12 protein-coding genes are annotated in these 11,766 nt (G+C 50.1%); 1 reads left to right on the top strand and 11 read right to left on the bottom strand.

Annotation, left to right across the window (positions count from 1 at the left end):
- Nucleotides 1-8: 8 nt before the first annotated feature.
- The 11 genes from murQ to FO446_RS07950 form a co-directional block, all read right to left on the bottom strand.
- The gene (gene murQ, locus FO446_RS08000; protein ID WP_232773408.1) at nucleotides 9-917 is read right to left on the bottom strand and encodes an N-acetylmuramic acid 6-phosphate etherase; all 909 of its coding nucleotides are present in this window, start codon (nucleotides 915-917) and stop codon (nucleotides 9-11) included.
- A gap of 44 nt (nucleotides 918-961) precedes the next feature.
- On the bottom strand, nucleotides 962-1,930 hold the full coding sequence (locus FO446_RS07995) for an ABC transporter ATP-binding protein (protein ID WP_173608745.1): 969 nt from the start codon (nucleotides 1,928-1,930) through the stop codon (nucleotides 962-964).
- A complete protein-coding gene (locus FO446_RS07990; RefSeq protein ID WP_173608746.1) occupies nucleotides 1,927-2,901 on the bottom strand; it encodes an ABC transporter ATP-binding protein in 975 nt (324 codons plus the stop codon). Before FO446_RS07990 ends, FO446_RS07995 begins: the two co-directional genes overlap by 4 nt.
- 18 nt (nucleotides 2,902-2,919) lie before the next feature.
- A complete protein-coding gene (locus FO446_RS07985) occupies nucleotides 2,920-4,140 on the bottom strand; it encodes a serine hydrolase domain-containing protein (protein WP_173608747.1) in 1,221 nt (406 codons plus the stop codon).
- 25 nt (nucleotides 4,141-4,165) lie between these two features.
- Nucleotides 4,166-4,999 carry an ABC transporter permease gene (locus tag FO446_RS07980; RefSeq protein ID WP_173608748.1) on the bottom strand — a complete coding sequence of 278 codons (834 nt, stop codon included), beginning with the start codon at nucleotides 4,997-4,999 and terminating at the stop codon, nucleotides 4,166-4,168.
- Between the two features lie 15 nt (nucleotides 5,000-5,014).
- The gene (locus FO446_RS07975) at nucleotides 5,015-5,956 is read right to left on the bottom strand and encodes an ABC transporter permease (RefSeq protein ID WP_173608749.1); all 942 of its coding nucleotides are present in this window, start codon (nucleotides 5,954-5,956) and stop codon (nucleotides 5,015-5,017) included.
- 72 nt (nucleotides 5,957-6,028) lie between these two features.
- Nucleotides 6,029-7,564, bottom strand: coding sequence for an ABC transporter substrate-binding protein (locus FO446_RS07970; RefSeq protein ID WP_173608750.1), 1,536 nt, complete (start codon nucleotides 7,562-7,564; stop codon nucleotides 6,029-6,031).
- A gap of 27 nt (nucleotides 7,565-7,591) precedes the next feature.
- A complete protein-coding gene (locus FO446_RS07965) occupies nucleotides 7,592-8,812 on the bottom strand; it encodes an anhydro-N-acetylmuramic acid kinase (RefSeq protein WP_173608751.1) in 1,221 nt (406 codons plus the stop codon).
- A 318-nt stretch (nucleotides 8,813-9,130) separates the two neighbouring features.
- Nucleotides 9,131-9,508 (bottom strand): VOC family protein, encoded by a 378-nt coding sequence (locus FO446_RS07960; protein ID WP_173608752.1) that lies wholly within the window; start codon nucleotides 9,506-9,508, stop codon nucleotides 9,131-9,133.
- A 5-nt stretch (nucleotides 9,509-9,513) separates the two neighbouring features.
- Entirely contained in the window at nucleotides 9,514-9,879 is a 366-nt protein-coding gene (locus FO446_RS07955; protein WP_173608753.1) for an MmcQ/YjbR family DNA-binding protein, read from the bottom strand.
- Between the two features lie 76 nt (nucleotides 9,880-9,955).
- Complete coding sequence (locus FO446_RS07950; protein ID WP_229087983.1) at nucleotides 9,956-10,780, bottom strand: AraC family transcriptional regulator; 825 nt, start codon at nucleotides 10,778-10,780, stop codon at nucleotides 9,956-9,958.
- 170 nt (nucleotides 10,781-10,950) lie between these two features.
- Here FO446_RS07950 and FO446_RS07945 point away from each other — a divergent pair, with 170 nt between their 5' ends.
- Nucleotides 10,951-11,733, top strand: a complete 783-nt coding sequence (locus FO446_RS07945; RefSeq protein ID WP_312027529.1) for a YheC/YheD family protein — start codon at nucleotides 10,951-10,953, stop codon at nucleotides 11,731-11,733.
- The last annotated feature ends 33 nt before the right edge of the window (nucleotides 11,734-11,766 follow it).

Below are 11,766 nucleotides of genomic sequence, written 5' to 3'. Positions count from 1 at the left end.
CCATGAATTTAGTCCAACTGCGAAATTGCTTCCCTGATTCTTCCATTGGTAACATTCAACAAACGAGTGGCTTCTTCCCTGCTCGATCCGGTTAGCTTCATGATAATGGCTGTCTTCGCATCACCGTCTGCCTGATCAGCCAGTTGCTCCGCTTCCTCGTAACTCGCTCCGGTTATTTCCATGATGATCCGCTTTACTCGTTCTTTTAGCTTGAGGTTGGTCGCTTGCACGCTGACCATCAAATTTCCGTACACTTTGCCCAAGCGAATCATCGTCGCTGTCGTCAGCATGTTCAGCACCAGCTTTTGGGCCGTTCCTGCCTTGAGCCTCGTCGATCCGGTCAATACTTCCGGTCCTACGACGACATTAATTGCTACATCTACGCCTTCATTGATGTACGAAGGTTTGTTGCAAGCGACAGCAATCGTCTTGGCTTTGATCCTCTGTGCCTCCGCCAAAACACCGAGAACATACGGAGTCCGTCCGCTGGCTGCGATCCCTACGACCACATCATTTTTGGTCACACCGTATTTATGCACATCTTCTTGACCCAGTTCAAAGGAATCCTCTGCGCCCTCTACCGCGCGTACCATTGCGGATGGCCCGCCTGCTATCACGCCTTGAACGAGCTCAGGGTGGGTACCAAAGGTGGGCGGGCACTCGGACGCATCCAAAATTCCTAAACGTCCACTCGTTCCAGCACCAAAGTAAAACAGTCTTCCGCCCTTTTCCAGTACGTGTGTGATAACCTCTACCGCATCAGATACTTGATCGAGGACGCGCTCTACCGCATATGGAACTTTCTTGTCTTCATCGTTCATCATTTGTACGATGCCTCGGGCACTCAATTGATCCAAATCACTGCTGCCCTCGTTTTTTCCTTCAGTCGTCAATGCTTGCAAGTTCTCCAGATTCATGCTCTATCGAACCTCCTTTTCAATCTTACTGCCCCATGTTCACTTCATGACTGATCCAAATGGCAAGTGACAAAGTGCCCTGTTGAAACCTCGCTAGCCACAGGAGCAACCGTTTTGCAAATGTCCATACAGTGGCGGCAACGCGGATGGAATGTGCAGCCAGACGGCGGATTCGCTGGACTCGGCAGGTCGCCCTCCAAAATGATCCGCTGGGTCGTCAAATGGGGATTTGGTACAGGCACCGCTGATAACAGTGCTTGTGTATAGGGATGCGTGGGTTTCTCGTACAACGATTGTTTATCCGCTACCTCCACCACTTTTCCTAGATACATAACCGCTACCCGATCAGAAATATGGCGGACGACACTCAAATCATGCGAGATAAACAAATACGTCAGATTGAACTCCTTTTGCAAATCTTGCATCAGGTTCAAAATTTGCGCCTGAATCGACACGTCCAGTGCAGACACAGGCTCATCGGCCACAATCAGCTTCGGGCGCAAAATCAGTGCCCTTGCTATGCCAATCCGCTGGCGCTGACCACCAGAAAATTCATGCGGAAAGCGATCCAGCTGCTGCTTGGAGAGGCCGACGATCTGGATCATCTCCTCCACTTGCTTGCGGCGTTCTGCTGAATTGCCGATGCCGTGGATGATGAGTGGGTCCTCCAAAAGCTGTCCGATTGTTTTACGCGGGTTCAGCGAAGCAAACGGGTCTTGAAAAACGAGCTGCATGTTGCGTCTGGCTCTACGCAGCTCTGATTCATTGAGCTTGCGGATATCCTGTCCTTCAAAAAAGACTTCTCCATCAGTCGGTTCAATCAAGCGCAGGATGCATCGTCCTGTCGTGGACTTCCCACACCCCGATTCGCCAACGATGCTGACAGTCTCGCCAGGATAAACAGCAAGGTTGACTCCATCGACGGCACGAACGACTTTTTCCTTGCTGAAGAATCCTTGCTTGCTCGTGAAATGCTTGGTCAATGATTTGACTTCCAATAGTGGTTGCCTCATTGCACGTCCTCCTCGCGATACAGCCAGCAGCGGCACTTTTGGTTGTCTGCGACAGGCGTAAGCTCTGGATTTTTCTCGCGGCAAATATCCATGACTTGTGAACAGCGCGGTGCAAAACGACAACCCGCAGGCATTTCGCTCAAAAGGGGCACCGAGCCCGGAATCGCATCCAAACGCACTTGGTTGACACTGACAGAAGGCATTGATTTCAAAAGCCCTCTCGTATACGGATGCTTCGGCTCGTCAAACAGTTGCTTGACGTCGGCTTCCTCTACGATTTGACCTGCATACATGACGATGACGCGATGACACATCTCCGCCACGACTCCCAGGTCATGTGTGATAAGCAGGATGGAAGTGCCTTGCTCTTGACGGACTTTTTTCATGAGTTCCAATATTTGCGCCTGAATCGTCACGTCCAAAGCCGTCGTCGGCTCGTCGGCAATCAAGAGCTTGGGCGCACAAGACATCGCCATCGCAATCATCACACGTTGACGCATCCCACCTGACAATTGGTGCGGATAGTCGGAAATGATTTCATCGGCACGCGGAATCCCGACTTCTTTCAAAAGCTCGATCGTCCGTCGCTTGGCTTCCTGTTTGGACAGTCCGAGATGCCGACGCAAGGGCTCGCTGATCTGTTTGCCGATCGAATGCAATGGGTTTAGCGAAGTCATCGGCTCCTGAAAAATCATCGCGATCTGATTGCCACGAATCGCTTGCATTTGTTTTTCCGTGAGTAAGAGCAGCTCCTTGTCTTGAAAACGGATGCTCCCGGTCATCTCTACATTCCGTCCCAAGAGCTGCATGATGGACATGCTGGTCACGCTTTTTCCACATCCGGATTCACCGACCACACCGACGGTTTCACCAGGCTCTACAGAGAGGCTGACACCCTCGATCACGGTCAGCTTTTTGCCTGCTTGGATAAAAGAAGTTCGCAAATCATCAATCGTAAGCATTGCTGCCATGAGTACTCCCCCTTTTCATCAGGATGTGTGGTCAGGTTTGATTACAGAAAATAATCGGTTATGGTGAGCGGTCCGCCACGCCCCGATCAACGGGCTCGCGACAAGATGCACGCGGTTTGTCAATGTAATCAGCGCCACGTTTCTCTCCGGGTCCGACCAGATCGACGTTCCTGTAAAGCCGGTATGCCCAAAGGCGCGTTCCGAAACAAGGTCTCCCCCACTACAGCCTGCGGCAAGTTGTTCCAAGGAACCGCCTGTCGGGGAAATGATCCACCCCAAACCTCTGCGATGAATCGAATGGTCTGTGAGTGAGCGAGTAGCCAAGGAACACAGCGTCGGATCAAGTTGTACGGAAGCCTTCCCACTCGTCCATATGTGGATGTAGCGCTCTGTATCAGCCAAGGTGGAAAAAAGTCCGGCGTGCCCGCTGACACCTTCCAAGCCATAGTGGGCGTTGCAATCGTGAACAGTGCCACTAATAACTCCTTCTCGCCAACCGTATCCGGTCAAAGCTTGCTGCCACTCCAGCGCCAAAGGATGTCTAGCTTCTGCTAGCTCCGATAAAAAATTCACCGCCATATTTTGTTCAAAGGCATTGCCCTTCTCCGTAGCAGCAATGTCCATTCCTTGCAGACGTGGTTGTTCCAGCGGCAAGTAGCTTGTATGAAACATTCGGCTCGGTTGAAAAATCAGTCGCTTCGAAAGCGCGTCCAGTTCCTCCTCCCAGATGCGCTCCAGTAAAAAGCCCAACAGCATGAATCCCAGATCGCTGTACACAACATTACGCCCCGGGGCATCCAGCATCGACTCGTTTGCGATGAGCCGCAAATAGTCCTCCCGATTTTTCCCTAGCAAAAAGTACGGACGCCATGCAGGAAGACCCGATGTATGTGTGAGCAGATGAATGATTTTAATCTGCCCTTTGCGTTCCTGATCGTGAGCGCTCGCTAATTCAGGCAAGTAGGTCGTCGCCGAGTCATTCAACGACAACTTGCCTTCCTGCACACTGATGAGGATGAGCGGCAAGGTCACCATCACCTTGGTCAAGGAGGCCATATCATACAGCGTTTGACAATGAACCGGCCTTCCCTCTTGTCCATAGCTTGTTTTTCCCATGCAGACCATCACAGCAGGCGCGCCTTTTCGCAGCATGCTGACAGCGCCTCCCGGAAAAATGCCCTGATGGATCCCTTGCGTCAGACTAGACTCCATTCGTTCTCTGATCTGTTGCACATTCATTCGTTCTCACCTCAGCCTATCGTTCCTATTTCCCACGATGACGCGGGTCGAGAATATCACGGACGGCATCCCCAAACATGTTGCAAGCAAGAATCGTCACCGTCATGGCAAGACATGGCCAGATGATCATGCCTGGAGCCAGCTCCATGTAGCGGCGCGCCTCTGAAATCATCCCACCCCATGACGGGTCTGGCGGCTGAATCCCCAAGCCCAAAAAGCTGAGGGCCGATTCTGTCAGGATCGCACCTGAAATCGCCAGAGAGGATTGAACCAGCAGCGGTGCCGTTACATTCGGAAAAATTTCTTGAAACAAGATACGCGGTGTACTCGCACCGATGGCACGAGCGCTTTCTACGTACTCCAGATTTTTGATAGAGAGAACAGCTCCCCTCACCGTCCGGGTGAAGATCGGGATGTTCACAATTCCGATGGCCATGATCGTGTTGAAGGTTCCCGGCCCTAATGCGGCGACAATCGCCAGCGCCAGCAAAATTTCCGGAAAAGCAAACAGAACGTCCATACAGCGCATGATAAAACCGTCAATCCAGCGCCCGAAGTAGCCAGCGATCAAGCCAAACAGCGTACCGAAAACGACGCTGACAAGAACGGCAGAAAGCCCAACCACCAGCGATACGCGCGCACCGTAGATAATGCGGCTCAAAAGATCACGACCAAATTGGTCCGTACCCAGCAAAAACTCACCCGAGCTGCCTTCCATCCGATGATCCTGAAACATTTGTGTCGGGTCATGCGGAGCCAACACCGGAGCCAGCACTGCCGTCAAACAGAGCAACGCCAGCAAAATGGAGCAGAAGACGGCTGTCTTATTCGCCAAAAAACGCTTTCGAAATGTGCTCATGTCGCATTCCCCTTGTCAATACTTGATACGCGGATCAATCCAGGTATAGATCAGGTCGATGAGCAGATTGACCAGGACAAACACCAGAGCGACGAACAAAACGCCTCCCTGTACAACCGGATAATCCCGCTGATAAATTCCTTCCAGAATGTACTGGCCCAAACCAGGAATCGAGAACAACTGCTCAACGATCACAGACCCGCCCAGCAGGTAACCGATCTGCATACCTGCGATCGTCACAATCGGAATCGAAGAGTTGCGGAACGCATGGCCCATGACGATTCTCCATTTACTGTTACCCTTGGCCCGTGCTGTCCGTATAAAATCTTTGTCCATGGTTTCCAAAAATGCAGAACGAGTCATCCGCATCACACCAGCAGCCACCACAATCCCCATCGTTGTCGCAGGCAGAATGAATACCTTGAACGCCTCGATTGGATTATCCCAGAAGTTCACCACATCAATAGGCGGGAACCAGTTGAAATAAAGTGAAAAGCCGAGCAAGAGCAGTGTCCCGATGGCAAAGTTCGGAACAGAAATGCCTAGTAGCGTAAACACACGAACCACGATGTCTGTTTTGGAATGAGCGCGAATAGCCGAGAGAATCCCGAACGGAATCGCGAGCACCCACCCAATCAGAACGCCAAATACAGTCAGTTGCATGGTAATGGCAAAGCGCTTGAGAATCTGGGGCAAAATCTCTTCTCCTGTGTGGACCGATACGCCAAAATTCCCTTGCAGGATTCCTGTGACCCAATGCAGGTACTGGTTAATCAAAGGCTGATCTAACCCCATGCTTTTATTCAACGCCGCAATCGCTTCCGGTGTGGCACTCGTTCCTAGCATGATGGAAGCTGGATCGCCCGGCACCAGATGCAGGATCGTGAAGATCAAGACGGATATGCCAAACAGGATGGGAATCAGGCTGGCGACACGTTTGATTAGATAAGATCCCACGAGTTTCCCTCCATATTTAGAAACTTGGCTCCGCCTAACCTCTGGCGGAGCCTTCATCACATGTATGCTACTTTACTTAATCGAAGTTTTGATCAGCGAGTATATTTCACCCGCTGCGGACGGCGTGAAATCGATGTTGTCTCGAACCGCGTAGTAGTTTTTCGGAGATGTCAGGAACAGGTTGGGTGCATCTGCTACCAGCATGGATTGTGCTTGATCATACAGCTTTTTGCGCTCTGCTTGATCTACTGTCGTCAGTGCTTTTTGCACCAGCTCATCGTAGGCAGGGTTGGAGTAGTTCCACACGTTGGCAGAGCCAGTTGTCGAGAAGAAGAAACGCATGGAACGGTCAGCATCTACACCAGAAGTGTTGCGGCCTACCATCAAGTTCATATCCTTGGATTTCCACGTATCGATGTAGTTCCCCCACTCAAGCTGGTTGATCTTTGCATTGATGCCGATTGCTTTGAGCTGTTGTTGAATCACTTGTGCCGTTTCTACCATGTCTGGGTAAGTTGCTGCTGTTTCGATTTGGGTTTCGAAACCGTTTGGATAGCCCGCTTCCGCCAGCAATTGCTTCGCTTTTTCTACGTCTGTTTTGTAGGTCGGATAAGTAGCAGGGTCCAAAGCCGAGTTGGTCAAAGCAGGAGCGATCGGACCAGTCAGAGTCGCTTCCCCTTTCCAAACAGTCTGGATAATTTGGTTACGGTCAACGGCATAGCTGATTGCTTCGCGCACTTTTGGATTGTCAAAAGGCTTTTTGTTTACGTTCATGCCCAGGTAACTGTACTCCAAGGATTGGTAGTTCTTGATCTGTACGCCTGGCTTGCCTTCCAAGAGCTTCGCAGAATCAGCAGACACCATGCTGATATCGACTTTACCGGAGCGAATTGCAGCGAGACGCTCAGCCTCGTCCTTCATAATTTGGAACTTGATGGACTCTACCTTTGGCAGTTCTTTATTGAAGTAATCCGCATTTTTCTTCAGTAGGACATATTGTCCCGACTCACTTTTTTCCATTTTGAATGGACCAGTACCGATAGCTTCCTTGGTCAGGTCAGTGGAGCCTGCTGGCACGATAGAAGCATAGGCGCTTGCCGTATTTGCAACGAATGAGGCATCCGCATTTTTCAGCTTGAAGACAACCGTCGTTGGATCTTTCACTTCAATTGCTTCTACGCTGGAAAAATACGATTTCGCGATCGAACCCGTGTCTGGGTTCATGATTCGCTCAAAGCTGAATTTTACGTCATTTGCCGTCATGTCTTTGCCATTGTGGAATTTGACGCCTTTTTGCAGGAACATCGTGACCGTTTTTCCGTCCGGCGCAATCTCCCACTTCTCTGCCAGATTCGGTATGATGTTCATGTTCTCATCCAGCTTGGTCAAGCTATCGTAAATGAGCGCATAGACGCGCACACTGGATGCCGCTGGAACCTTGTGGGGGTCATAGCCCACTGGCTCTTGCTCGGCTGCCACGATCAGTTCTGTTTTTGCTTGTCCTTCCGCTGACTTGCCTTGCTCTGCGGGTGCTGTTCCTCCACCAGAACAAGCGGAAAGCACGAGAGACAATGATAAGAAAAAGCCTGCCAATACTCGTTTTTTCACGATGGTACCCCCTCTGTTGTTCTCATGTTAGAAGCATATATTTCCTAACGGCACGGCCCTCTTCGCCCCTGTTACGGATGGCACATTGGATGGTCGTCCCATTAGTGTCTCATGACCCAAAATGGCAAAAGCGACGGCTTCCTTCGCATCGTCAGGCATCCCAAACTGCTGCGCCGTCATCACGGTCATTCCTGTCGGCAATTGACGCTGCAGCATGGAGAGAAGCGTCTGGTTATGAGCGCCTCCCCCTGAGACAATTACTTCCTCCACTTTGGTTGTTGGTAATACGAATTGCATGTAGGCGTTCGCAATTGTCGTAGCAGTCAATGCTGTCACGGTTGCCAACAGATCCGTCTGACTGATCCCGATTTGATTCGCATCATGGAACAGCTCTTGGGCAAAAGCTCTGCCGTATACTTCGCGGCCTGTGCTTTTCGGTGGCTTGATCTGGTAATAAGGGTCTTTCAGCCATTTTTCCAGTAACACTGAAGAGACGGTGCCGTTTGCGGCCAGCTTGCCACCCTCGTCATACCTCATCTGTCCGTTGGTCATGAGCTGGACGATTTGATCCATGATCATATTGCCAGGGCCCGTATCAAAAGCGACGACCTGATCGATAGCTGCACTTGCAGGAAGCAATGTGACATTGGCGATTCCACCAATGTTTTGCAGCAGTCTGCCTTTTTGCGGATGGCGGAACAAAATATAGTCCGCATACGGAACAAGCGGTGCACCTTCTCCATCAGCAGCCAAGTCTCGAGCGCGGAAGTTTCCCACTACCGGTATATCCGTACGCTCAGCCAGTGTGGACAGCTCGCCGATTTGCAAGGACGCCCTGACCTGTGTCATTCCTTGTGGTCCGGGAAATGGCGTCCGCCCGGCAACATGCCAAATGGTTTGTCCGTGCATACAGACTGCGTCTACTTCCGCTGTCGTGACACCAGCTTTTTGCAACAACTGCTGTACCGCATAGGCATACCATTCAGATAAGCCGTAATGAACCGCAGTCAGCTGATCCACTCTCGCTGTCTCTACACTACACAGATTCATGACCCACTCACGCAAGTCATCGGAGTATGGCATATAAAAAAAATCGCGGAGAGTCACATTTTCGATCTCGCCCTGTTCATCCGTGCGGATTTCTACGAGTGCGGCATCAATGCCATCCAGCGAAGTACCCGACATGAGGCCGATGAGTACATGCTCATTTTTCGCACGATAATCGAGCAAATTTGCAGGTTGATCCATGTCAAAAGCCCCCATATTGAGAATCGAGAATCGTTGAAAAATTCGAACCTGTTATCGCTTTCATTATATGTAGTAAAATTACACAAGTCAATCAGTTATTAGTAAATTTTATTTCTTTAAGCAACAACCAAGCACAGGTCTCACCCCTTTCAAGCTGTCTCAGCACCAGCCCGTTCTATTGAGAAAAACCAGCGATGTTATGGGTATGTTTTCCTATTAAAAAGTTTTATATATCAGCCAATGATTTCGTCTACAAACGCAAACAAGCCTAGCCTCTTTCACAAAGGCTCGGCTTGTCTTCTTATGGTAAGGATCGTATTAGGCAAACAAACTGATCAAGTTCCCATCCGGGTCTTTCACGATGGCATACCGCTGCCCCCAGAACGCATCCCATGGCTCACGGTGACTCTCGTATCCTTGGGAAACGATTTTCGTGTACAGCCCATCAAGCTCCGCAGCATCCCCACACAAAAAAGCCAGCTCAATCCGATGCCCGACAGGTGCTTCCCATCCTCCATATACACCCTTGGCAACTTCCATTGTATCAAAGGCGAGACGAACACCGTCCTGCGCTACCTCCACATGCGGCTCTTCATTTGCACCTTCGGGTATATCGAAACCGAGTACCCGATAGAAGTCCAACGCTTTTTTCATGTCCTGTACGACAATCCCTACCATATCAAGCTTGATTCCCACATCACTCACTCCTGTTCACTCTTGATTTCTTGCTGGACGCGCTTGGGCAGTTTTTGGAGCACCGTTTCGTACGCATGCTCGATCATCCTTTCCCATAAGCCTTCGGGAATGTCAGCGTCCAAGTAGACAGAATTCCAATGGGATTTATTCATGTGATAGCCAGGTACGATCCCTTCATATGTCTCGCGCAATTCCTCCGCACGCATCGGGTCGCATTTCAAGGTGAGGATGCGAACACCTTTGGAATCGCCCCCGATCATCGCAAATATTTTGCCTCCGACTTGGTAACGATCGCATTCCCAATCCATCTGATAGTCATGGGTGGCACCGGGCTGCTTCCGGCAGTATGTATCCAATGTTTGTTCATTCACATGAATTCACCATCCTTTCCTTAGGGTAACGCATCTCGCCAAAAGAAGATTGTAAAAAACGGACAACTTTTAAAGACTATCGATTCACACGATCTGGCGAGACAATTTTGCTTGGAGCTACACCGTAAAAAGTGTGAAAGCTCTTGATCAAGTGCGACTGATCGTAATAGCCACACTGGAGAGCGGCATCTGTAAACGAAGTGCGCGTTCCCTTTGCCAGCATTTGCAGCAGCCCTTGAAATTGAATGATTCGTCCGAGTTCCTTCGGGCTCATACCCAATTGCTGTTGAAACGTCCTGCGCAAGGTTCTCTCGCTGTAATTCACTTTCTCAGCGAGCGCTCCCATGGAAAGATTTCCTCTGTATTCATACAAATAGTTCATGCTTGTCAATAGCAACGGGTCTGCTGGATCATCCATCCACATTCGTTTGATAAGCTCCCGCTCCAACAAAACGATTCGCTCCGCCGTGTCGGAGGCTTCAAGCAAGCCTTCTATCACCTCATCCGCCTCTTTGCCCCAGATGTCTTCCAGATTGGGATGATGTCCGTTGATCATGGCGACGGGGTAGTGCAAAAAGCGGGCCGCTCCCTCAGCGTAAAATCGAATGCCGATCAAAGATTGTGGTTCGGTTACTAGCATGTCTTCGTACGTCCGCATCAGTCCCGTTAGAAATGCCCCCTTCTTTACAGAAGTAGCTCTGAGATTGAAAATGATATCGACGCAGCCATCCGGAATGACTCGGCTCGCATGTGCGATACCCTCGCCGTTGTACTCTGAGACCCAGTAGCAGGCGATATAGTTCGCCAAGCTTTTATTGGGCATGTACTCTCGGTAACGGTACTCATTTTGGACGTTCGCTCGTTGCAGAGTCGGAGGTTGCACTGGGCGATATAGCCGCATGATTTTCGCCATCCTTGTCCAATGATTAGAACATATATTCCCCCACAATTTTTGAAATCCTTCTCACTCCTCGGCATTTTTTGAAAAACGCCAGTCTCATCGGGAGCCAGCAAAAACGGTCGAGAATGTAGTTGCATATGCTGGAACGAATGGATTTTTCGTAAAGCGAGGTGCATGATGTGATCTCCTCCTCCAAGTGGAGTCTTCATCAGTTCTTTTCAAAAAGTCCTTACATTCGCCCTTACCTGCCGCCTACTTCTTTATATCAGCCCGAAAGCTTGGATTCGTATGTAGCGAAGTATTCTACTGTCTATATCAAACCGACGAGAACCCATATGGGAAAAGGGATTATTCGCGTCTGGAAAACGGATAGCGGGGGCTATCAATTTGTGAAGGAGCGCGGAGAGCCTATGCAGGCAGATTCTTTAGCTGACTTGAAGCAGAAGCTTGCCGCTCAATGCACAGAAAAAAATTATGTCATACAAAAAGGGCTGGATTTAGCTGAAATCGACGGTCGTCCCTTTGACATTCGTGTCATGATGATGCGCAATGGCTTGGGCAAATGGCAATATGCCGGCATGCTAGCCAAGGTCGCTGGTGCCGACAGCATTATTACCAATGTAGCTCGCGGCGGCGGATATGCCGTCACAGTCCCGCATGCCTTGAAAAAGTCTGGAGCTGTCACGCCCGACAAAATAAAAAGTATCGTCTCTCAGTTGATCCAAATCAGTCACCGCGTATGTGCCCACTTTAATAAATATCGGCACAGCGCGCAAATCGGCGTCGATTTTGCCATTGATAAAGCTGGAAACCTCTCCATTATTGAGGTCAATTACGACTTTCCTTCCCACGGGCTGTTTGCCAAGCTCAAAGACAAGACTTATTACCATACGATTAAAAGACTTCACTATCAGTATAAAAACCGCGTGAAACGAAAACAGAGGAAGGCATAATCGCCCTCCTCTGTTCGTCTGATTCGTGTATGT

Source organism: Brevibacillus brevis (assembly GCF_022026395.1).
In the GTDB taxonomy this organism is placed as follows: domain Bacteria; phylum Bacillota; class Bacilli; order Brevibacillales; family Brevibacillaceae; genus Brevibacillus.
The sequence above is the reverse complement of the archived record's forward strand: the minus strand, read 5'-3'. Positions and strand labels throughout refer to the sequence as shown.

Bases quoted from the DNA above. Each gene is read 5' to 3' on its own strand.
- murQ (WP_232773408.1), bottom strand. From the start codon at position 917: ATGAATCTGGAGAACTTGCAAGCATTGACGACTGAAGGAAAAAACGAG.
- FO446_RS07995 (WP_173608745.1), bottom strand. From the start codon at position 1,930: ATGAGGCAACCACTATTGGAAGTCAAATCATTGACCAAGCATTTCACG.
- FO446_RS07990 (WP_173608746.1), bottom strand. From the start codon at position 2,901: ATGGCAGCAATGCTTACGATTGATGATTTGCGAACTTCTTTTATCCAA.
- FO446_RS07985 (WP_173608747.1), bottom strand. From the start codon at position 4,140: ATGAATGTGCAACAGATCAGAGAACGAATGGAGTCTAGTCTGACGCAA.
- FO446_RS07980 (WP_173608748.1), bottom strand. From the start codon at position 4,999: ATGAGCACATTTCGAAAGCGTTTTTTGGCGAATAAGACAGCCGTCTTC.
- FO446_RS07965 (WP_173608751.1), bottom strand. From the start codon at position 8,812: ATGGATCAACCTGCAAATTTGCTCGATTATCGTGCGAAAAATGAGCAT.
- FO446_RS07950 (WP_229087983.1), bottom strand. From the start codon at position 10,780: ATGCGGCTATATCGCCCAGTGCAACCTCCGACTCTGCAACGAGCGAAC.